The organism is Mycobacterium sp. SMC-21 (assembly GCF_045310825.1).
Classification (GTDB): domain Bacteria; phylum Actinomycetota; class Actinomycetes; order Mycobacteriales; family Mycobacteriaceae; genus Mycobacterium.
This window is the reverse complement of record NZ_JBJIAO010000026.1, coordinates 44,109-68,754: the sequence shown is the minus strand read 5'-3', so window position 1 is coordinate 68,754 and position 24,646 is coordinate 44,109. Positions and strand designations below refer to the sequence as shown.

The 24,646-nt window shown below is 62.1% G+C and carries 8 protein-coding genes; 5 read left to right on the top strand and 3 right to left on the bottom strand.

All coding sequences use genetic code 11. From position 1 onward, the window contains the following. Positions 1–878 precede the first annotated feature (878 nt). The 5 genes from ACJH6H_RS21375 (at position 879) to ACJH6H_RS21355 (ending at position 15,308) form a co-directional block, all read left to right on the top strand. Entirely contained in the window at positions 879–6,113 is a 5,235-nt protein-coding gene (locus tag ACJH6H_RS21375) for a RecQ family ATP-dependent DNA helicase (RefSeq protein WP_406775766.1), read from the top strand. Continuing rightward, the gene (locus ACJH6H_RS21370; RefSeq protein WP_406775765.1) at positions 6,106–12,555 is read left to right on the top strand and encodes a DEAD/DEAH box helicase; all 6,450 of its coding nucleotides are present in this window, start codon (positions 6,106–6,108) and stop codon (positions 12,553–12,555) included. The genes ACJH6H_RS21375 and ACJH6H_RS21370 overlap by 8 nt, the downstream gene beginning before the upstream one ends. 82 nt (positions 12,556–12,637) lie before the next feature. After that, positions 12,638–13,909 (top strand): hypothetical protein, encoded by a 1,272-nt coding sequence (locus ACJH6H_RS21365; RefSeq protein WP_406775764.1) that lies wholly within the window; start codon positions 12,638–12,640, stop codon positions 13,907–13,909. Next, positions 13,910–14,401, top strand: a complete 492-nt coding sequence (locus ACJH6H_RS21360) for a T3SS (YopN, CesT) and YbjN peptide-binding chaperone 1 (RefSeq protein ID WP_406775763.1) — start codon at positions 13,910–13,912, stop codon at positions 14,399–14,401. Then, a complete protein-coding gene (locus tag ACJH6H_RS21355) occupies positions 14,373–15,308 on the top strand; it encodes a S1C family serine protease (RefSeq protein WP_406775762.1) in 936 nt (311 codons plus the stop codon). Before ACJH6H_RS21360 ends, ACJH6H_RS21355 begins: the two co-directional genes overlap by 29 nt. 43 nt (positions 15,309–15,351) lie before the next feature. Here ACJH6H_RS21355 and ACJH6H_RS21350 read toward each other — a convergent pair whose 3' ends face one another. Genes ACJH6H_RS21350 through ACJH6H_RS21340 form a run of 3 tightly spaced genes read right to left on the bottom strand, consistent with a single transcriptional unit; the run spans position 15,352 to position 24,646 of the window. Further along, positions 15,352–17,565: a 3'-5' exonuclease gene (locus tag ACJH6H_RS21350; RefSeq protein ID WP_406775761.1), complete on the bottom strand. Its 2,214-nt coding sequence runs from the start codon at positions 17,563–17,565 to the stop codon at positions 15,352–15,354. Further along, on the bottom strand, positions 17,565–23,948 hold the full coding sequence (locus ACJH6H_RS21345) for a DEAD/DEAH box helicase (RefSeq protein WP_406775760.1): 6,384 nt from the start codon (positions 23,946–23,948) through the stop codon (positions 17,565–17,567). The genes ACJH6H_RS21350 and ACJH6H_RS21345 overlap by 1 nt, the downstream gene beginning before the upstream one ends. Positions 23,949–23,950: 2 nt before the next feature. Then, positions 23,951–24,646, bottom strand: a complete 696-nt coding sequence (locus tag ACJH6H_RS21340) for a hypothetical protein (RefSeq protein WP_406775759.1) — start codon at positions 24,644–24,646, stop codon at positions 23,951–23,953.

The window sequence follows — 24,646 nt, the reverse complement described above, 5'->3', positions numbered from 1 at the left end:
TTGCCATGGGGACATCCTTCCAGCCCGCCCATGCTGGGCAAGCCAACTCAGATGTCACCTATTCGTGCAGCAGACCCCCATGCGTCGAGTGCACCTTGCATGGACACGAATCCGCCGCCGCTGTCGTAAGGCATATTGACTCCTTGGTTGGCACTCGTCCCAAGACTGGTTTGGGCCTCGCAGGTGGCGTCACCGTATACCCGAACCATGACCATGCGGAATCCCATAGATTTGGGCTGAGGATCTCCACGTCACTGGTCTTCCCCGTGTGCGACGGACGCCTGACCAAGCGAGTCTGTTGGCTTCCAGACGGAACGCTGTCTGCGGAACCGTTGTCGCCCCCGGACATCACCAAGCAACATTTCGATGTGTCACAGCGTCGAACAGCCCCTCACCATCAACGCCGACCGCATTTCTGACGCACCTCATGATCTGTGCCCGATGGTCCACCTCGGCGCACCACTGCCGCCGGCTGCATTTCTGATTCGAGCAAACCGGACTGCGGCGTCAACGAAGGTGATCGCCGTGTTGTACATCGATGTCGCGGGTAGGCCCTACGAGCTTGGTCACCCATCTTGTTAGGAATCGCGATTACGTTGGACACCGTCGGGAAGCTCCTGCAGCTGTTGGGAGCGACCCATTCAGCTGTCGGCCAGGTCCCGTTGCGCCGTCAACGGAACGACCGCCGCCGCTGAGGCCGGGGCTTGGATATGCACTACCCCGAACCTGTCTTGTCGGTAGCTGTGAGTATCGTTCGGCAAACCACGCAAATATTGACGCGTGCAGGTTTAGGCTTTCAACGGGGTGGTCAGGGTGGGCATGCACAACGGGTTCGCGATTCGGCGCATTGCGCTGATCGTTGGATGCAAGATCAGCCAATGAGCGCGGCAGATCGCCCGCTGCCTCCCGCCGTCGAAGCAGCGCAACGGCTTCTCTCTCGGCTTGGACCGCTCGTTGCCGACGACCTCAGGGACCGACTGAGCAGAGAAGGCTTCAAACAGCCACTCGAACGGCTTCAACAATTGCCTGATCGGTTTCCGAGGCGGTTCTGTGTCACCGCCGACGGGCTGATCGGAATTGCAATTGCTGAAACAGACAGCGACACCGAACCGGCCGAGCTTCCACGCGAAGAAGAAGGCAACTGGTACGTCCCCAGTCCGGCGCGTGTGCCGCCGAGTCGCGTCGCGGTGCTCGACATCGAGACCACAGGCCTGAACCAGTCGAACGACTACATCACCGAGATCGCAATCGTCCGGCTCGACGGCGGAGTGTTGGCCAACCTGGTGGTCGCAACGCCCGACGGCGAATCGAACTCGGCAACGCCCTTTCCTGACGCCCTGGCCGCGCTGACCGCCGCGTTGCAGGACGTCGATCTGATTGTCGGCCACAACCTCGTCGCCTTCGATCTGCCATTCATCCGGCACGCTGCGAAAGCCGCCGGCCTCGAGAGCCCACCATTCCCGCAAGCTGCTGACACCTTGCATTTGTCGCTCCTTGTTGACGTCGCAATGCCAAACAGGGGGCTGGCTGATCTGACTCAGCGCTACAGCCTTGACAACGACGAACCTCATCGTGCGCTCTCCGACGCCATGGCGACTGCCGCAGTTCTGCGGCAGATGCTCGCCGAGGTTGACATGGATGAACCAAGCTGGCCGCTGGCGATCGGTATGCTCGAGACCCAGAGCCACCCTCTTGCGCTGTTGCTACCCCAGCTGCAGATCCCACCGGACATGTCGACGCTGACCCGTCCATCCGATCCGCTGTTGATCCGGACGGGCCCATCGACGACCGACGCGTGGTCGGCCACTCGTGACCTTTTCCCCGTCCTCCGCCAGAAACGTGACCTAAGGCCTCGACCATCGCAGCAGGAAATGGCCCACGCCGTATCCCAGGTGCTCGACACGGGTGGCCGGCTCGCTGTCGAAGCGCCGACTGGTACGGGGAAGTCACTCGCCTATCTGCTCCCATCGCTTGGGCGCGCGTCACGACCTCGGCAACCAGTCGTAATTGCGACCGCTACCAGGGCGCTGCAAGGCCAGCTGCGCGATGAGGCGCGACGACTCCAGGAAGAAAACCTCCTCTCCGCCCCATTTCGGCAAATCCAAGGCGTGGGAAATTATGTGTGCGCACGCGAACTCGAAGATGCCCTGGACGACAAGGACATCTCCGGGTTTGCGGCGGCTGTTGCGATTCGTACCCTCGCGAAATCGCCCACGGGCGCATGGGATGACGTATCCGACAATGTCATCCGATCCCGCGACACACGCTATGCGCGAACACGAGCCCGGCTAAGGACCAACGCGGCGGGTTGTGACCGCACATCGTGTGCGTGGGCCTCTGTGTGCCCGCTGATGCAGCAGGTCAAAGACCTGGATACGTCGCCCGGGGTGCTGTTGGTCAATCACGCACTCATTGCCAGCTGGGTCAAGATCAAGCAACAAGGTGGGCATACCCCGGGTGGCGTACTCGAAGACCGCCGAGCCGACCTCATATTCGATGAAGCCCACGCGCTCGAAGATTCGTTGACAGCTGCCTGGACAGAGCGCATCGATGCCATCGAACTCGAAATACTCGTCAACGTGCTGTCGCGTCGTTCTCGACTCACACGCGGCATCCGATCCAGAGCCGGTGGAAGTTCAGTTGTCCAAGACGCTCTCGACAGCGCCGCCGCGGCCTGCAGTCAAATCCGCGCTGCCGCCGGGGAATTTGCCGACGCGATCGATACCTATCTGCATGAGTACGCGGGCAAGTCCGACGCAGCAGTCCTTCAGTCCGGCGTGGTCAACAACAGGCCCGAGTACCGGGCGCTCAGACAATCCGCTTCCTCCGTGCGGTATGCGTTGATTCAGCTTGCAAAAGCGGTTGGTTCCCTGATGAGTTCTCTCACCGAGATCAACGGAGTGAAGTCTGCACGGCAGCGACTTCACGGATACGCCGAACGCCTCGAGAACGCAATTGATCTGCTCGATGCAGTAAGCACGCTTCCCGATAGCCATTTATGGGTCTATCAGCTTTCCGCCGACGAAGATGATGCAGCGGCGTGGACTTTCGAACGCCTGCCGATCCATATCTTTCCTGAGTTCAAGCAGGAGGTTGTCGATCGCACGCATTCGACTGTGTTGTGCTCGGCAACTCTGACCGTCGAACGTCGCTTCGACTACATTGCCTCGCGATTGGGCATCCAAGTCAGCCCTGATCCCGAAGATGACGATGACTGCTTCCGCGGACTGACACTGCGGTCTCCGTTCGACTACAAGGCGCAGTCGAAAGTCATCCTCACCAACCATTTGCCGATTCCCATTCCCGTCAACGAACGCGAATTCTGCGAGGAAATGGCTGCCGATCAGGCCGGCTTCCTTTCGCTGTCCGGAGGAAAGGCACTCAGCCTGTTCGCTGCTCGGTCACGAATGGAGGCTGTCGTCGACGGGGTGCGGACCAAGGCCGACGAGCTGGCCGAACGCGGGGTCGAGCTGCTCGTGCAAGGAGAAGAGGGCCGCGCGCAGATTGCACATCGGTTCAAAACCGAACCGGGAACGGTGCTGTACGGGTTGAGGTCCTATTGGGAGGGATTCGACGCGCCCGGTGAGACGCTGTCCTACTTGTTCATCGAGAAACCGCCATACCCGCACCCCGGCGACCCGTTGGTATCCGCGCGCCAGCGCGCGATCTCTGAGCGGGGTGGTGATCCGTTCCTCGACTACATCTTGCCGATGACGGCAATCCAATTCGCGCAAGGCTTCGGCAGGCTGATCCGTTCGGAAACCGATAAGGGTGTCGCCCTGGTATGCGACCGGCGGCTGCACTCACCGACTCAAGCCCAACGGGTTCTACTCGGATCACTGCCTGGGCCTACCCGACACGAGGCCACAGACCGCGACGATGCGTGGACTACCGCTATCGAGTTCGTCACCGGTACCGCGCCCGACCTGTCAACAGCGGTCGCTTTCGGTCGTGATGATGTGACCCGACTGCTGGAGGAACTGCGACTCGTCGACGGCGAGGATCCCACCCCAAAATTCATTGAAGCCGCCGAAAAGCTATTCGGGATAACCGATCTGCATCCGAAGCAGCTCGAAGTCATGCGAGCCATCGCCGAGGGCCGCGACGTACTGGCAGTGCTGCCCACCGGGTTTGGCAAATCCCTGTGCTTCCAGCTGCCGGCATTGCTTGCCCCGCAGGCGCGGGCAACCGTCGTCGTCTCCCCGCTGATCGCGCTGATCAAAGATCAGGTGAACGATCTACGTGGACGCCGCGGCATTCGACCCGTTAAGGGCATCACCGGAACGACATCACGCGTCGTACAGAACGAAATTCTTCGCGACACCGCCAACGGAAAGGTTCGGCTGCTGTACGTCTCGCCGGAACGGCTTGCCCGAGATCCGGTGCTGCGTCAGGCATTGGGACACCAACAGCTGAACGGTGTCGTCGTCGACGAGGCGCACTGCGTCTCGGTGTGGGGGCATGACTTCCGCCCGGAGTTCCGTCAGGTACCCACATCGGTCGCCAGTTTCGATACCCGTCCATCGCGGGCGGGCCTGACAGCAACTGCCACACCCGAGGTCGCATCCGACATCGTCGGGGCCATGGACATGCAGAATCCGGCGATGGTGCGTGAACCCAGTGATCGCCCGAACCTGCGCTTCCGGGTGATCGAATGTGTCAACGAGCGAGAGCGCGTTCGAGAACTGTTGAGGTTCGTCACCTGGTCTGGCGACGCTCCAGGCATTGTTTACGTCTCGAAACGCTCGTTGGCCGAGGAGATCGCGGCCATGTTGCGTCGGGCCGGCCACGCCGCACGGCCCTACCACGCCGGTATGGTTCCCGAACAACGCGATGCCGTCCAAGAGGATTTCGATTCGGATACCACCCGAATCATCGTTGCCACCAAGGCATTCGGTATGGGTATCAACAAACCGAACATCGGTTGGGTTGCCCACTATGACCTGCCCGACTCACTCGACGGATACGCACAGGAAGCCGGCCGAGCAGCGCGATCTTCGAAGATCACCGGCGAGTGCCTGCTGCTGTACACCGAGAACGATCTCCGTCGGAGGAATCGCCCCATCAATACCCACGAGTCGAAAGCCGATGCGGCGGTCACACAACGCCTGCTGGCGGCGTTGTGGGAATGCCCCGATCGCGGTGACAGCAAAGTATTCGATATCGATGAGCTCGCTGACCGACTCCAGATGGAGGACGACGAGATCAACGTCCACCTCGCTCGGCTCGAGCGCGTGGGCGCCCTCGAGCTCGGTCTCGACTGTTCTGCGAGGGGCACCGTCGACGTCGGCGCACGACAACCCGACGACGAGACCGAGCGCAGGACCTTTCGCGAGTTGTTCTACAAGAAGTTTCGGGCACGCCCAAATGTCCGTCTCCAGCTCGACTTCCAGCAGCTCGAGGACAAGCATGGGTACGAGCCGGACGCGCTCGAGCAACAGCTGATCGCCTGGTCACTCGACCGCCTGATCACTTTCTCCAGCTCGCGCAAACTTCGCCGGGTACGACTGCTCTCGACCCACGCGTCGGCGCAAGCACTGGAGCGGGAATCGGCGCGGTGGAAACACTGGCAGCAGCACCGATTGCAAGCGGTCATCGATTACACCACCGCGCAGTCCGGCTGCCGCCGCGTCATCGTCGGACGCCATTTCGGGGATACCGTCGGAGACTGCAGCAGCCGGAACATCGTGGCGTGCGATCACTGCAGCGGCGACGAGGCCCCGTGGGCGTCGTTGCCCGACCATCTGGTCGCGGACCCCGAGCTCCTCGTCAACGCTGAGCTCACCGTGCTGCAGGCAGTGGCCTGGTCATCTGCATACCGCAGAGGCTTCTATGGCGAATCCAGCCTGTGTGCAGCGGTGCTCGGCAGGGATTCCCTCGGTGCGGGACGGCCACTTGGCGTGGGTGTACTCAGCTGCCCCCAGTTCGGCACACTCCGCCACGTCCGGAACGGACAGAAACGTTGGGACGACTCGGTCGACAAGCTCCTTCGAGGTGGTCTCATCGAACGCAGGTCTGTCCAGCGCGAGGACTCGCGCACGCCGTATCAATCGCTGGTACTTACCCCAGCCGGCGCCCAAACACTCGGAATATCGGTGAAGAACGATGATTGAGAAGCGAATCACCCTGCAGCTGCTCGAAGCCGGCGAGCTCGTCCTCACCGACCTCGAGGTGACCGCGCTGAACCTGCCACGACACAGCACCACGGTCACGCTCGAACTCGAAGGCGAACAATTCCATGCACAGTGGAGCGGGCGGAGCCAAAAGCTCGACGGTGACATGCTCGCGGAGAGACTCCAGGACTGGGGTCAGGAAGGTGGTCTGCTACGCCTCCGGATGGTCGACCAGGTGTATCGGCTGACACTTCTGCCCCGAGGTACTGAATTCTCCACCACCAAGCCGCCGAGCATCGTCAGACCGCGGGTCACCACCACCAAGAACACCTCGAAAGCCAGCCGCAAGCGCACCGTCGACCGGCAGTTCCACGCTGACAAGGAATACGATTGGACATCTGGCCCGAACCAGTCCATAGGTTTCCTCACCGAAGCCCGCGAACTTCTGGGAGAACAGCTCAAGGCGGCAGGGTTCGATCCGCTGGAGATCGTCGAGCTTCGCCTTCAAGGTGAAGAACTCGCCACTCTGGACGATTTCGACGAGCTTCTCGCCGTCGACGTGGCGAATGTCGATCGCATGCCCCACCAAGAGGCCGTTGCCCGCCACGCGTTGTCACGCCTCAGGGGACGCGCCGTCCTCGCCGACGAGGTCGGTCTCGGCAAGACGATAGAGGCCGGCCTGGCGATCAAAGAACTGACTCTGCGCGGGCTGGCGAAGCGTGTCCTCATCCTCTGCCCCGCTCCCCTGCGCGAACAGTGGCGCGAAGAGATGAGCCACAAATTCGACTTGACATTTGACATCGCGCTCAACAGCCGGGAAGTCGAGAAACAGGACAAGCTGATTCTCACCCTCAATCTGGGCACTCGGGCCCTCGACAAACTGACCAAAAAGCCTTGGGACATAGTCATCGTCGATGAGGCGCACCGGGCAGCCGGGAAGAATGCCAAGAAAACTCGCGAGTTGATCACCGCGCTGACGACCGCGTGCCGGTATGCGTTCTTCTTGACCGCAACGCCAGTTCAGAATGACCTGCTTGAGCTCTATCGTCTCGTCGAGTTGCTGCGGCCGGGCACATTCACATCGGTGTACGACTTCAAGCACCAGTTCATGAAGTCGTCCGATCCTCGCACACCGAATGACCCGGCAGCACTACGCCGATTGATCAGCAGCGCGATGATCCGCACAACGCGCGCTCAAGCTGGAGTAGACAGAGTGCAACGGCGCGCAGTCGATGTTCCCGTCGACCTGGGTCCGCGTGAACGCGAGCTGTATGCGCTGAGCACCGAGCTGCTTCGCAACGTCATGGTCGACCCCGGCGACACCATGCGCCGCCGTAGCTTGGCATTGCGGCTGACCGCCAGCCCATTCTCGATGGGCACCACAGCGATGCGCATGGCCGAACGGCATCCGAATCCTCGTGTGCGTTCGGTCCTCAACGAGGTCGGTCATCTGGCCATGGACATAGAGGGGTCGGCCCGCGAGAACAGGGCGCTGGACATCACTCGCGATTGGGTTCGCGAGCACGGACGCGTACTGATCTTCACCCAGCACACTGATACGGTCACCGGGCTGTTGCGCCGGATGGATGCCGAAGGGCTGCAAGCGCGTTCGTTCCACGGATCGATGTCACCTACCGAGCGAGCCAAGACCATCGCCGCATTCAGGTCGGGCGAGGCACCGATCATGATCTCGACCGATGCAGGTGCCGAGGGCCAGAACCTACAGTTCTGCAACTGCGTGCTCAACTATGACCTGCCGTGGAACCCGATGCGGATCGAACAGCGCATCGGCCGTGTCGACCGTCTGACGCAGCCGAAGGACGAGGTCTTCGTAGCGAACCTCTATGCCCGAGGAACGATCGATGAGAGTGTCTATCAGCTGCTGGCCTTGAAGCTCCGAATGTTCGAGCTACTGTTCGGTCAAGTCACCACAATCCTCGGCGAGCTCGACGACTCCAAATCCGCATCCTTCGAAACACGTGTCATGGAAGCGCTTTTCGCCGAAAGCGACTCGAAAATGCAAGGACTGCTCGCGCAGCTGGGCACAGAGCTCTCCCAGGCACGCGACCGGGCGTCCACACTCATTGCAACAGACAGCGGCCTCAGCAACTGGATGGCTTCGGCGTTTGAGCACCGCAAAGACCTCACGAAAGCCGGCAGCAACGATCTGGCACCCGAAGTCAGCGAGCGCGCCCGGATACGCCAGCGACGAGTACAAGCCTGGGCACGCAAAGTTCTGGCGGCGCTGGATGCAAAGTTGCTCCATGACACCGGCGAGGGCGAAGGCGCCTTCCTCACCGCCCAGTTCAGTGAGGAGTTAAACGAAGAACTCGGCGGTCGGACCGTCATGCATCTGGCATTCGATCGCATTGGGCTGGAACAACATCCCGATGCCGAGCTCTGCGCAGTGGGGTCCCCTGTATTCGACGAGCTGCTTGGCCTGTTGCGTATGCGGGGGGATATGCATGCGACAGTCCCTGTCATCCCCGAAGACATCGGACCCAGCCCGTACAAGCACGCTTCTTCATTGACGCTCGTCCGCCGGCGACTGATTCCTTCCGGCTCGTGGAGCGGCAAGGCAACCTTCCGTACCACCATCGGCGAGGCGGAGACCACCGAACACCTCATCACCGCGGACGTGAACGGCCACAACGCACAACGGCTACCGCGTCGTCCGTTGCAGGACGGGGAAACACTGCCCGCCGCATTCGATGTGCCATCGAAAGTGATTGCCAACTTCGAGAAGGAAGCTGCGAGCCAACTCGAAACGCTTCGCAGTGACCGGGCCACGCAGGTCGAGGAAGACCAGAGACGTGAACTCACTCGCATCGTGAAGGGTTACACAGCCCAGATCGAGGAAGCCCCGATCGAAGACCGAACACGACTCCGGAGTGCACTCCGTTCAGAAGAACGCAGGCTTACCCGGCGACCTGATATACGTGCCCGGGCAAAGCTTTTGGCGCTAACGCTAGACGAAGACGACTGGGTTGTGGAGGAAGTCTGGTCGGGACCCAATGCCGCAGAGCAGCGTCTGGTCTACGAATGGGGACTCCCGGAGCCGGTGCCCATCAACAGCGAAGCTTCATCGAAACCCATGCAAGTTTTGGCAATGTGCTCAGCGGCACACTGGGCCGACGACGCTGAAACCACTATGTGCGAATCGTGCAACCACATCGTCTGCGGTGCGTGCGGCGACGATGCCGTCTTTGCTGATTGCCCTTTGTGCGGTCTGTCTGCGTGTGGTGCATGCAGACGAAAGTCCGGTGGGTTGTGCCTCACGTGCGCGTCACCTGAACGCGCACCAGAACACGACGGCGAATTCGCAGTAGCTTGGCGCCTCAATCGTGGCAGCAGGCTGTTGGTTGGGGCGCGAGTTGCCAAGTTGGTCCGGTCAAGTGGGTTGTCACAGATTCTCGTGAGCGATGACGACCTCGAGGACCCTGGCCGCCAACGGGTGCGCTCGTACGCGCACCACAATGGGCTTCCACTCGACAGCGGTTTGGCCCTGCGCGATCTCACGGCACGCCCGACTGATTCAGACAAGATGCGTGCCCGATTGCATACAGATGTCGCAGTGAAGGTCGAACTGACGGTGAACCCAACCTCAACGGCGATCATCGATCAGTCAGCTGCGCCCGACTTACCCGATGCCGCACCAGTTGCAGTACAGGCCGAGAGTGAGTTTCGAGCCCGCGAGCTGCTGAGAACGCTCCGGGACTACGTTCCCCCGGCAACTCCTCCGACAATTCTGCTCACCCGCCGGTCCGAGTTCACCGACATCTACCTGGAAGCGGATCAGCTCGTCGAAGAATCGTCGGTTGTTGCCGATGACGGAACGCTACATGTGAACGATTCACGTGCAGTGCGACTTCAATGGCATGAGCCTCAAACCAGCGACCCCATGCTGGCCTCGGCACAGCTCGGCGGCGTGACGGTTTCGCTTGAGCGCAGGAACGAGGCCGTATTGATCGAAGCGTCCATCCCGTCGAAATCGATTGCGCCCGAACGGTGGAGTGCGTGCCCCGACCAGCACTCCATCGAGGAACAGCTCGGGTGTTTCGAGTACCTACAGTCCCTCGGCACACCGGGCGGCCGTCTTGGTAAGCGCACGCATGAAATCCTGTCGATCATCGCGCCGTTCCCTACACCGACCGAATGTGGACTTGTAGACCGAACAATTCGGCAGATCGCCGACATCGTCGAGCTCAACTCCGATGACGATCTAGTGCCATTGGACGCCGCTTCCATTGAGGCACTTGGGATCCGTAGCAATCAATCCGCCGCACCCAGCATCAATGCGCTGCCCGTCGGACTCGGTCGCGCATTGCTGAGTCGGGCGTCGCGATCGTTCACCACCGCCGCTTGCAACGGACTGGAGATCCGCGAGGCCTGGCACGGCCATGGAAGCGCGACGCACGCGTACAAGATATTTGACGGTGAACCGCTGCCTCCCAAGCTCGACGATATCGGTTTTCGTGAAACCGACTTCGGTGTATGCCGCGATGGCCATTTCTATGCAGCAGGTTCTGCAGAGCTCTGCAGCGCGTGTCAATCGTGGGCGTGTCGCGCATGCGACGAGGTCGACCACATGGCAGCACTCACTTGCCCCGGCTGCGCGACGTCAGTGTGCCAAAGATGCTTGACCGCCAACCATCTAGTGCGGCAGGCCAAATGCGAATTGTGCGGAGACCATGCCTGCACAGACTGTGGTCGTGACCCGCAGGTCGTCCCCTGTTCGATGTGCACTCGCGCAATGTGTGTTTCCTGCCGGACAGGTGACACCTGCCCAGCCTGTAGCAAACTCGTCACCGCTAGCGATACGCAAATCAGTGCTCTCCCGGATGAGCTCGCGCTGCATGGCGCCAGCGTGCTCGTCGGTTCTGACAACGACGCGCACGTTGTTCTGCTGAATCGCGGCCAAGCCTACGAGCAGGCCATTGTCCGCAACGGTGCTATCGCCCGCTGGGTTGCGTTCGACCGCAACCAGGTTGATCGTTCGTACCGGCTCCGGTTGGCAGCTTCCCGCTCACTCAAGAAGCAAGTTGTACCTGTGTTCAACGCGCACATCACCGAAGCAGTGATCACCGAGCCTCACGTCAGCCTTCAAAGGGAACGCAAATACCGTCACAGCTGGTCAGCTGCAGGCGTCTCGTCAAACACTCAACTAGCGGCGGAATTCGACACATCCGAAGCTGATCTCATCGAGCTGGCAAGCAATGATTTTCCAGCACTCGGACGGACGCCGGACCCCGTCACCACGTCGCCGCCGTCTCTTCGGCCAGTCCTCACCACCATGCCAAATCCGAACCCAGCAGCCATGGTCGTCCGATGGGAACAGTCCGGGTACGACCGTGCGATAACCGCCGACGGCATCTACGAGCTGATCGTCGAACCAAACGGCGAAACACGTTCTGTTGCACCATGGGCTGAGGCTGACGACCTACCCGACTGGGTCGCCGCGGCATGGGATCCGACGCCCACAATGCACGTCCACGCGAAGACCAAAGATGTCGAGGCCGCGATCGTCGAACTCGCATCGTTGATTGCGCTCGGCATCCGAACCGCCAAATCCGTTGAGTGGTATGCGATCAATCCATCCGACAGCGCGCCGGCCGCAACGATGCTTGCCCGGTGGATGGGGTTGGACGACGCCGACACTGTCGGGGTGTTCACGGACCCCAGGAAGGTGCAGCGATCCAACGTCATCAACGCCGTCCAATCCGATACAACGGTGCTGCCAACCGGCGTCCTGAGCAACCGGTCGCCGGCTCACCCAGACGTCACCGCCGAGGCACTCGAGGCTTGGATGCCCGATGCTGCAGTCAAGGCACCGGAGCTCCGAGTCCTCCCGGCCGATCTCTATGCAGCACTACGCCGTGACATGTCACCGATCTCGCCAAAATCGGTGTTGTCAATCGGCGCTCAATTCGAACAACTGGTCACGGTGGAGAGCGGCCATCAGTGGCGCTACGAACGCAAACTCGCGGCCGGCCAAACTGACGCCCGCCGAACAGCCAACAGCACGGGCAACTTGCTCGATTCTGGCGTCGTTGACCGCGAAGGGCATTTTGGAGTTGACTGCCCACCGTGCATTTACTGCGGCGGCAGAACGTGTTCCGCTTGCATCGACGGCATGATTGCCTGCACTGGCTGCCAAACCGCGATCTGCAAGCGCTGCGTAGATGGGGCCAGTCCCGGTTTCTGCCCGGCGTGCATCGCGTTGCGGCCGCCTACACGTAGCGAGGCTCGACAACATGGCCGTCTCCTGCTGACCCGTCGGATGCTCATCGGCACCGACGCACACCACACAGCGGTATTCGAGCGGAGCAAGGAGCACTGGATGCTGCATGATGCGAACGGATCGAAGGTTGAAATATCTAGCGAAGCGGCATCCAGGTTCCTCGATGAACGACTGGCAGGCGCTGGCTCGGACGGGGCCTAGCACTCGTTCAGTCCACAGGACACTCCCAGGATGTCGCAGCCCAGACATACACTCTCTGCGACCACGAAGCTAGGGGTTGGATATGTCAGAAGCCGGACACGCGCGCCCTCCTGCGCGCGCAATCAACGATGAGGTTGAGGTCTCACTCCATGCCGATGGCCTATTGGTCGGCGGTGACCCCGAGGCGATCGAGGCCTATTTGTCCCGGCTGCGCGTCGTTGCCGGCAAGACAATGCGAGTCGTCGGCATCGATAAATCTTCCCTTGGCAACGCCGCGGGCCTCGCTGCTGGCGCCGCCGCGTTCCTGGCGGACGCGGGCAAGTACGTGCAATTGCATCCGGAAAGCGTCAACGCCCTGCGGATCGGCAACTGGATCCCGGGCACTGAGGGCTTCTTCCGCATGATGACGCGCGGCCCGGACGGTCTTTTTCTCCAACAGCTCCAATGGCGGCCGGCACCAATCGCGCCGCCACAGCTGATGGCGGTGCAGATGGTCGCCGTTCAAGTTGCGCTCAAGTCCGCCATCGCAGAGGTCGAGCAGGCGGTGCGCCGCGTTGAGGGCAAGGTTGATTCGCTGCTTCAACTTGCCCAGGCTTCGCGCGCCGGCGATGTGCTCGGAAGTCACCTTTCGATCAACCGCGCAGCAGATTTCTTGGAAAAGCACGGATCGCTGCCCGACGCGGACTGGGATTCGCTGGCCGGCCTTGGCCCCACCCTGAGCGTTACCGTCGAGCAACTGCGTAATTACGTCAGTCGACTGTTGGCAACCTTCGACTCTGAACTTCCGGTACAAGCGCGAGCAGAGAAACTGCGAAATGCTGTCGAAGACAACCACTTAGGTGAGACCCTCAGCTTGCTCATCGTCGCCGAGCAATCTCTATATCAATGGCAGCGGCTGCGTATTGCCCGCGTCGAAGCCAGCCAACCGGAGCATCTCCAACGAGTACTCGATGATGCGCGAGAGCTTCTCGCCCACCAGCTAGCCGCAGACGGCGAAATCTACCGCACTGCAAGGAACCTCCTCGATCACTTTGCGAAGCCTGAAGCGATCGAGGGGTTCCGGTTCTTGTCGGTCCGCGAGCTGGCCAAGCAACGCTCAGTTCTTCGCGATGAGCTTGACCACTTTGCTGAGGCGCGCCGCCACCAAGTCGAGGAATGGGAGGCTGTCGAGGTTCCGGGTGTTCTCGACGCGGCTGCCGCTGTGCTCGATGCTGCCGGCGATTCAGCGTTGAAAGCAGTGAGTGCGGCCGGTCAGGGGTTGATCCGGCTGGGTGAGTATCTGACCGAAAAGAGCCAAGCCGACAAAGTCGAACGGCCAGTCGACGGAAACGTGGATCACAAGAGGGATCGATAGATGGGTTTCTTTGACACGATCTTCGGTGATGACGGCGGCACATCCTCCGGCGACCTGGACCAATGGCTCGTAGCCACACTCAAGCGTGAACTCAAGCTCGACAAGGTCGAGCGCGACGATGATGGCGACATCCCAATCAGTTGCGGTAGCGCAGTGGTCTTCGTGCACGCAGTCCCCGAAAGCGAAGACGAACCAGCCCGCATCGAGATCTTCGCGCCGCTTATCGGAGACTTTCCGATGCGGCCCGAAGTGTACGAAGCGGTCAATGAGATCAACAGACAAACGCCCTTGGCCAAGGCGATCGTTGATCCCGATGACACGCGGATCATCCTGCAGGCCGATATCTACATCTTCGGCGAACTGTCCCCCGACCAACTGATGGCGACACTCGATCTCGTGGCCGATCGCGCAGACCACTACGACACCCTGCTACAAAAGCGGTTCGGCGGGAAGACCATGGCCGATGACGATGACGACGAGTTCGATGTCTGAACATGTCGGCGGGTTCCTGCGGCAGTTCAGCGATGAAGCCGCATCATTTGCCGAAAGAGTTGTCCGCTCGACTGCCATCGTCCGGGGTCAGACCGACAAGTTCGAAGTGGCGAGTGGTTCGGCCTGGCTTTATGACAACGAGCACCTTGTCACCAACAATCATGTCGTCGCCGACCTAGCCGATCCCATCGAGGCACAGTTTCCAGGCAGTCGACCAATGCAGGCTTTGACGATCGGACGCGATCCGCTGACCGATCTCGCGGTGTTACGCATCGACCCGCAAGATGTTGTTCCGCTGCAGATTTGCACACGTGGTGCCAGGTTGGGCGAGCTCTGCTTTGCTTTCGGCAGCCCCCTGGGCGAGTTACCGGAAAGCATCAGCATCGGTATCGTCAGCGGATTGAAGAGGAGCCTCCCGACGGGAGACCGGCAGACCATCTTCGACGTGATTCAGACCGACGCAGCGATCAACCCAGGCAACTCGGGTGGTCCATTGGTCAATGCCGACGGACTGGTCATTGGTGTCAATACCGCAGTCGTTGACGGCGCCGACGGCATCGGCTTTGCAGTCCCCGCTGACATCGTCGCCGAAGTCGTTCACGAACTCATCACCTATGGAGCTGTGGAACGTGCATCCCTGGGCGTCTCCGTCACACGGCGCACCATCGACGGCGCAGCAGATGGGCATGGCCTGGTCGTCACCGCGGTGAAAGCCAACGCGGCAGGACCACTCGAATGCGGAGACATCATCCTCGCCGTCGGAGACCGAAAGGTCTCGACCCAGAACGACCTGATGCGGGCCCTTCGCCGCGATGTGGCAAACCGACGGGTTGCGGTCATCGTGCAACGCAAGGGATTTGAGGTCTCCGTTGAGTGCCGCCCTCGTGGAGTTCGTACTGTCGATTAGCGCTCTACCCCATTCGGCGGGTACCAAGGTCCACTGTCAAAACCTACGCGTGTCCCAACAATGCCGATTTCTTCCCGCTCCATGTGACCACCAATGCATCTCGCGCTCGGCTGCTCGCGACATACAGCAGTGAACGCTCCCGGAGCAGCGCTTCCGCGCGTTCTTCATCGGGCACGTTGCGTAGGGTCGCCGGTGACGGCACGTGCTTCTCGTCGGCGCCGGCGAGGACAACCCTGGAGAATTCCATCCCCTTTGCCCGGTGCATCGTCATCACGAGTGGTTGGCCGGGTGTCGGAGCGTTCTTGTCGACAGCGCGTGCGGTAACACCACGCTCTCCGAGCCCGCGAACGAAGCGGTCACGTTCGTCCTGGCTGCGGGTGAGCACGGCGATGCTCTGAGGCTCCACACCATCCTCAGCCAGCCAAGTCTTTACCTTCGTCGCCACCGCCTCTAGCTCGGCAGCCAAGTCGGGACACGAAATCAACTCGGGTTGAGGACCGTTCCTCGCAGAACGGTAGCCGCTGGTCGACTCCTCGCCCTGTTCGAGATCCCGGTACTCCGCACCGGACAGAACACTCACTGCGAAATGCAGGTTCTGCGCAGTCGTCCGGTAGTTCAACGTCAGGCGGCGGGATCGGCCGACGATCTTGATCCCGAAGCGACTCAAGACAACCGGGCTTCCGTAAATCCGCTGGTGCGAATCCTCGGCGATGAACAGGTCGTTAGGTCCTTCGGCCACCAATGCCCGCAGCAATGCCCAGTGTGTGGCATGCAGGTCCTGCGCCTCGTCGACGATGACGTGGTCGGCCAGATACGTGCCGTCACGCTCCGCACGGACGCGCAATGCCTCGGACGCCAAGGCAAGGACTTCCGGGAAGCTGATGCTTTCATCCATCTGGCTCTGACGCCGAAACGCATCTACCAGTTTCCAAACAGCCAACCGCTGCGGACGGCTGAGCCGCACTCCCCGACCGGGCCGCGCGACCTTGGCGTAGTCCTCACGCGTGGTGATGCGGTTGGCCAAAACCACCGACACGTACTCGCTATCGAGAAATGCCGGCGTGGCCAGTTTCGCATCGAGCCCAGAGTCGACGGTCTGTACAACTTCCCGCCACACCGAATCCGAAGATGTTCTCTTGGAACCGAACTCGATGCCACGACCGAACAATCTCTCGCATGCCGGCACAACGGCAGATCCGGCTCGACGCAGGACGCCACTACCGAGCGCATCGATGCCACCGACGTAGACGCCGAGATCTCCGGGCTTCTCGGCGATCCGGATGTCCGGGTCCAGCGCCTTGAGGTCGGCTTTGAGTCCTTCCGCCAGCGCAGTGTTGTACGTGGTCAGAATGATCCTGGCATCCGCATTGTCGCGGGCCAGCCGACGCGCCCTATGGATCGCGACCACAGTCTTACCAGTACCTGCGCCGCCCGAAAGCCGGAATGCGCCAGTGAAATCCGTGTCAACGTACTTGCGCTGTTCGGGATGCAGGAACGTACGCCACGCGGCAAAGTCGCCGCCTTCGATGACTCGACGTAGTTCTTCGTTGTCCTCGATGAATGCAAATTGCATCTTCGAGGCCGGCCGTTCCAGAGCGGCGATGATCTGCTGATCTTCGTCCAGTGAGGTGTCCACGGGTTCTTTAGAGAACCCGTGGTTCTCGCGAATCGTCTCGATCGCCATGCCGGTCGCGAGTTCGAGAAGTGCGCTCCCTTCCCATTCGAGCCCGTCCGCCGCAGCTTCCAACAGCGCCGATTCATCCGGCGCTTCCATGACTTTGGCTGCGAGCACCGGGTTGATGCCCAGTCCCTCTGTTAGGTCGGTGAGCTTGTAGCCCACTCCGGCGAGATAAGACAACGCAGGCTTCGAAACCGGTTCAGCGACAGTCGCGGCCTGAACGGGCTCGGCAGGCGCAGAGTCTCCGATCAAGCCCTCGAGAGTGCCGTTGATGGGGTTGACCCGAAGGGTCGCCCGCTCCGCGAGTTTGATCGCGTCGTCGTGGCCCCAGGTACCCATGTAGATGTAGGTCGGCCCGCTGGACTTGTCGTCCACGCGGAACAGCACGGCGCGATAGTGCAGGTCGACGCGGCCGGTCCGCACCCGGGGATCGGACGCCACATGAAGCGGTTCGATGTGCAGCGAGGGCTGAGTGTCGTCGGCGGCCAGCTTCTCGAAGAAGTCGTACACCTTGTTCTTGATCGAACCGTCGAGCTTGGACATGCCCTTGCTGTTCGATGCGATAACCAGATTCGCCACTAGACCACCCCGTTCACTTTCAACGCCTCCACAATTTCATCGACATCAGGTGAGCACAGCGTCCACCCGTCAACCGGTCCACCTTCGTCGAACACCACGGCCACTCGCCCACCGGCCCAGGCGATGTCCAGTACTTCACCATCGGTCGTCTCATAACCCAGCTCGGGCGCGGCCGCACCCGCAGCCGCCAAAGCCCGGATCAGATTGCGTTCCGCATCCGACACCGTCTCGCCGAGCAAAAGTTGCCATTCCGCGGATAGCTTGGACTCTGCGGTACCTGCAGCCACTTGAACCGGAGCCGATGTCAGCAGGGTACGAGTGGTGACGCGGCCGGGGTCGCTGATTCCCAGCCAGTTCGACAGCCGCAGCCATTCCTTCCATCCCTTCCCGCCCAGGTCGTCCAACCGCTCGTCTCGGTCATCGACGGCGAGCACGGCCCGCGGCGGATCGGACGTGGTGCGCACGCCCGCTGTGACGGTGACGCCTCCGTCGGAGTATGTCCAGCAAGTATCGGATCCGACTGCTTCGAAAGATGCCGAGCCGTCCATTGCCGCAAATGCCGCTGCGGCGACGTCGTCGGAATCAGACTTAACCCGGTTGTCGCTGCGGACGAATAGATACGGCATCCACTTGCTGAAGTGTTCCCAAGCCTCTTTGTCGGGAGTAACCATGAACTCCAGCAGTTGCGATACCGGGTCTTTGGCTTGCAGCCGAACCAAACCCGGTTGAACATGGAACCGGCTGGTGACGAAGCTAGTCGCCTTTTGATCGAACCAAGCCGGCTCGATCGACTCCCCAGATTTGAACCGCTGCAGATCCTCATGTCCGAACGACCACACCAGATAGCCCGCGGCCCGCAAGTCCCGACGCTTGTCGGCGTCGTCGGCGACGCGGTTGCGGTCTCCGGTCCCCGCGTGAAATGCGCGTCCGTCAGCGAAGATCGCGATCCGTGGGATGTCCGGGTCGGCGGTCTGCAACACAAAGTCGGGTCTCACGAAATCCAGCGAAACCTGCGGTCGCAGTGACCATTTCCGCGCCTTGCTGCCCTGCAGCGTGATGGTGGCCGACGGGCCATAGGTTCCAGGCTTCTCCACGACGGCTGCACCCATCAGCTTGAGCCGCTCGACGAACGAGCAGTAGAAGTCGCGTTCCAGGAACGACTCGTCGCTGAGCGGTGTGCTCGGCGGTGCCTGCTCGGTCACCTCAGCGGTCCAGGCATCCAGGTCGGGCGTGCCGTGGGCGCCGACCTCGAGGATGCCGTCGAGCAAATTCAATGCGGTCAGCCGTGACACCTTGTCCATCTCGTAAGGCGCGGTGAACGGCAGCAGGCAGCGGTGGCAGGCCAGCCGATCCTCATCTCGGCACGGGCATTCCCGCAGAATCTGCCGGGCCGCGGCCAGTACAGCGAAAACCTTGGTGTGGTCGGCGAATTCGGCGAGGTAGCCGGTCCCGCCGGGAACCGTGTCGTGGATCAGCAGCGCGCGCCGGTCGGGCGCCCACAGCGCATCGCTGATGGTGGCGACGTCGAGATGTTCGGGTGATCCGCCGATCACCTCGCGCAGGCCGAGCAGGATTGCTGCAGCCAGACTGGGGTGGGCGAAGTTGTCGTATTCCATCTGCGGCGGCAGATGCAGCAGCACGCCCTGCGTCCGTAGTCGTCGCGCCAGGGCGATGTCACGGACATCCTCCACGGCCGAGCCGCGTAGGCGACACCAGGTGCGGTGCTCGTATCGACTGTTGCGCCCGGCTTCCCGGTCGAGTTGCCCACAGGACGCGCAGACCCGGAACAGGCCGCTGGTCGATTCCTGCCCGGCGATCATCCGAGTCTTGCCCTTGGATGTCCGTCCGCCGAGGTTGATCCAGCGAATATCCAAGCGCCGCAGGTATTCCGCACCGAACGATGAATTCGCACGGAACCAGGTGCGCCCCACCTGGGTGGGGTCGACGTCGGCGGCGGTCACCACGGTGAACGGTTCCTGTGCGCGGTTGTCGCGCAGATCGTTGATGGTGGCCTCGTCCCGGCGCACTTCCGCCGAAACGCGGGTCATCTCGACGACCTGTAGGTGCTGACTCACGTCGGCGATGCCCGTGCTGTGACAGCGCGGGCAGCTCGACACGGGATCAGATCCCGCGGACGCGCTGCTGCTGCGCACCCACCCGCACTGCGGGCAGACTTGCCAGGCGTGGATGTTGGATTCACCGGTGCCCAGGTCGACCGCGTCGATGGTGACCGCGAGACCTTGAGCGTAGAAGGTGGCGCCGGGCGCGAGTTCGGTGAGTGCAACACGGGAGCCGCGCTGATAGCTGAGCTGCTCCCCCATGTAGTCGTTGCTGTCCGGGTCGATCCAGGTGACGCCGACATCGAGGGTCACCGCGTCGTCGAGCAGTGTGTAGTTGGGCAGCACGCCGTACCGTTCGAGCACCGAGATCCAGTAGTCGCGGGTCAGCGAGATGATCTGGGCGCCAAGCAGTTTCCGTGATCCCTTGGCGATCTTGAAGGCCCGACGGTCATCGTCTGTGGCGGCCGGGGAGGTGGCACGGCGTTCGAACTCGGGCAAATCCGCCTCGATGGTCGCCTGCCGTTCAGTGAGTTCTTTGAGATCAAGTTGCCATTGGTAGGCCGCGGCCATCAGGCGCTGCGTAAGGCCACTGGGATCGCCCTGCGGCGGTGCACTCGCCCAAGATCGCAAGGAGTCGACGGCGTCGGGGCTGAGATGCTCCCCGAACTGGGCCAGGAAGCGGTCCAACAACGCGTCGGCGTCGTTGGCGGCGGTGTCCATCAGCCGGGCCAGCCAGCTGTCCGCCCCGTTATCTCCGAGCACCGATCGTGCATCCTTGGGCGCCACCAGCTGCGGGTCACGGGCGAACTGATCGACGATGTGCGCAATGTACTGGCGTTGCAGGATCTCCTCGGCGTTGAGGAACGTTGCCGGCGGACGTACATCCCCCTGAATCACCGACAGCGGCTCGAACAACTTGGGCAAATGTTCGCCACGGCCGCGAACGTAGGCCAGCACCAAAGAGTTTCCGGTGAGCCGGCCGGCGCGCCCGACACGCTGCAGGTAGGACGACACCGATCGGGGTAACGAGCCGAGCATGACGGTGGAGAGGTCACCGATGTCGATGCCCATCTCCAGCGTCGGGGTCGCGACGAGCACGTTGGGTGCTTGCGGGTCTGTGCCGCCGCGTTTGAAGGCAGTCTCGTATTCGAGGCGGGTCTTCGTCGGCAGCAGGCCGGTGTGTTCCCGTGCAACAACGCGTTTCATCTCGGTCGAGTCGTACAGCCGGCGGTAGAAGTTGTCAGTCTTCGCGCTTCGGTGCAGCCGCCCCGGACAGCGGATCAACGTGCAAGGTGCACCGTCGAGGTCGTCGACGGTGGTAGCGCTGCCCGGCATCGGGGTTCGGCAGATGTCACAAGTGAGCAAGTGCCGGGCACCTTCGAGCGCTTCCAAAGTCGGAGCGCTGACCTGGACGGTGGCCGACGTCAATCCGTAGACAGTGGAACCGGTCTCGGAGGTGATGGTGGACAGCAACATCTGCTCGGCAAGTTCGACAAACAGTGCCTTGGCGAGGAAAGTGCCGTCGTGGGGGCGAACGTCGAGGCACCGCGATGTCCACTGCGCATACCAGGAAGACGGCGCAGTGATCGCATCGAATCCCTCTGGCAGAGCACCACTTCCGGATCTAAGTGCGGGGAATGCCGGAGCGGGACGGCCTTTCGGGAAGGCGGGCATACCCTGACCCCGTGGTCGCCCACCCCAGACGTGGTACCGGTTGGCGTTCTTCTCCAGGTAGGGCCGCAACCAGTCGTGGTGGATGCCGCCGCGGGTACGGATCCGTTCGACGGTCCCCCGCACCCAGTGGGTCAGCGCCGTATCAGACACTCCTATCAGAGGGAACTGAGCCGGGCCGGCCTTGTCGATCGCTCGTCGCCCGATGATCGGCGCCTTGTGTGCTGCACCGAGATACACCTCGGCAACGACGCTGCCGGTGAGCTCGAGGGTACGGCCGGTGCGGGACTGCAAACCGAATTCGAGATCGACGTCGAACCGCAGCCGCCGCTTGGCCTTGTTCTCCGCGGCCCGTCGCGAATTCGGGTGTACATCGGGCTTCCAGAACGCGACGAACTCGTCGCGATCCACGATGTCCGGGGGCAGCAGTTGGTAGCGCAGCATCGGATCGTTGCCGGCGCGGTCGATGACAGCTCGGGCGAGCTCGTCCAGATCGAGTTCGGCGTTACCCAGCGCTCCGCGCAGCGCGGTGCGCAGGCTCAGGCTGTGCGAGCGTGCCTGCACGAATCCGGCACGGTGCGCAGCGTCCTGCACGCTGTCGGTGAACATCAACGCCTTCTTCTCGGCAGCGTCGAGATGCTTGTCGCCGAACAGGTTCGACAAGGTCACCGACAGTTGGGTAGCCACCGCGCTGCCAAGGAACCGGATGCCGTCGCCGGCGCCGCAGGCCGGGCAGACGTCGTTCTTGGATTGCTCGTCGGCGTCCGGCCCGACCAGGGTGAGCACCGGCAGCACCCGTCCGTCGACAACAGCAGGGCTCTGCGGGTCCGGTGTCGTGTCGAGGAGTTCGCGCTGGTCGAGGTGGAACCACCGCAGACCTTGGACGCCGCCAACGACCTGCGCTTCAGCGGGTGCCGAGATCAGCGCACGGAACCGGGAAGCACCGGCAGCGTGGTCGGCTCGGATCGCCTCGTCGGTGACGTCGAGGGCACTTCCCGTCGGCGCCAACCGTGCACCCCAGCCCGAACGACCGCAGTGCCGGCAGTACACCGCCGGCAGATACAGCTCGTCGACAGCGGATGCACCGTCGTCGGCCCATCGGTATTCCGCGGAGGCCCGGACGGCGCGGTCGACGCGGCTGAGTTCTCTGATCCACAGGTGCACGTCGACCCCGAGGGCCGCGCGGCCGGTCTCGGCACGCACGTGCGAGAGCATCGCAATGACATACTCCAGGAACCGAATCCGAGTGTCACGGGTACGGGCGGCATCGCGATCGACGGGCACCGCTGGAAACACCTGCTCGGCGAGGTCGGGCAGCGACACCGCGTCGACCGCGTTCTCCAACACCGCCTGGATGAACCGATGTCGCTTGAGCTGATCAAGCATTTCCTCGGCGGTCAGGTCCGACGCGGTGGCTGAGACACCTATATGTGCCGACTTCTCAAAGAGCTCAGATTGGACGGGCTGCTCAAAAAGTTCCGCTTGGGTGGGCTTCCCGAAGAGAACAGATTGAGATTTCGTCTCGAAGATCTCGGCGAAAACCGCTGTGGCGACGGCATGGTTGTCGCCATCAACCCGATCGAGTGCCGTGATCCGGTCCAGCGCGTCAGGCAAGGCCGGTTCGATCGGCCGCCAGGCATAGTCGCCGGTGCCCAGCCGCGCCCTGCGCCATTCGCCGGGAGTCAGGCGGGTTTCTTCGATAACCGCGTCGTCGCCGAACGGTTCACCGAACACCGTGTAGGCGAAATCGAGCATGGCGGTCGGGGCTGAGCGCGAACCAAGGGTCGCCGAAGTGGCAACGGGAGTGATCTTGCCGAGCGGGCGGGCGCGATCGTCGTCTGAAACCTTTGACGCGGCAGTCCAGTGGGATTTGATGGTGAGACCGAGACGACGCAACAGCATCGCGACATCCGTGCCCTGCGCCCCGTCGTATGTGTGGAATTCGTCGAGCACCAGGTATTGCAGCGATTCGGCGGACAGCTGCCACATGCCGGCGCGGTCGGGGCGCAGCAGCATGTGGTCGAGCATCTTGTAGTTGGTGAGCAAGATGTCGGGGGGCGAATCGTGAATGAGGGATCGGTCGGTGATCAAGCCGTCGGCCGAGACTCGGGTGCGACCACCGCCGCTCTGCTCACCGGTGTAGATGCCCGCAGTGACCGCGCCGAGGGCCGGGTCACCGGAGATCAGCTTGGCCAGTCGCTCGGCCTGATCGTTGGCGAGCGCATTCATCGGGTAGAGAATCAGCGCCTTCATCCCGGTGACACCGGACTTCTTGGCGCGCAACACATGATCAAGGATCGGGAAAAGGAACGACTCAGTCTTTCCTGACCCGGTGCCGGTAGTGACCAGGGTGGGCTGTGGCCGTTCTCGGTTCTTGGTCGAGAGCCGTTCGAATACCCGCGATTGGTGCCCGTACGGGGTGAATTCGGATGGCCACCAATCCAGATAGTCACTCCAGCCATCCCTCGCAGGTGCGAATGGCAGTCGGAGCCGCACATACGGTCCCTTGAACATCCCGTTTTCAGAGTCGGCGATGAAGTCCGTCAGCACCGCCTGCGCATCCGGGTCGGTCAACGCGAATGTCGTTGCCAGATAGTCGGTCAAGCCCTCACGCAGGTGAGTCGCCTGGAGAGTTGGGAGGAGCGCGCCCATGGTTACATCCCCCGCCCGGCGTTCCACAGCGCATGGTCTATTTCCCACGCTGTAACTGGGCGCTTCAGACCGGCGCTGACGGCCGGCACGAGTGCAGCAATGAGGTCGCGCGCACCGACAGGATCGACAGTCACTCCGTGGCGGCGAAACCAGCGCAGCACCATGCGGTCGGGCTTGATGAGATCGTCCTGGCCGATGAGCATCCACAGGTAGTCACGCCGCACCGCGTGCGCTCCCTCTCCGGGGATCTTCCGCAAGTCCGCGTTCATGGCGGCGAACCGCTCGTCATCGCCGAACAGCGCGATCGCATCACCCAGATCCCCCACACCGTGTGATCGAAACGCGTGGATGTGCCGAAGCACGGCATGGGCCTTCCGGATCCCATCTCGGGTGGATGTGTTCTGCCGGTTGGTGAGCGAAATCAATTCGTCGACGCTCAGCTCAGCCAGTTCGGCGAGCGGTAACGGGTCGGCGTCGAGCGGCTCAGTCATCGGTATCGTGGGTTGTTCGACGCCGAACCTCGTGCCCAGCCTGCGCACCAATGGCACGACGACGTTGTCGTAATGTGCCCCGATGCTCCACACGGCATCTGCGATGCACAGACTGAGGCTGACCCAACGGCGTTCTCGCAGTTTCGGATCGAGTGCGACGACGGCCTCGACCAGTACGCCAAACTCGGGTGGGTGTACTCCGCGCAT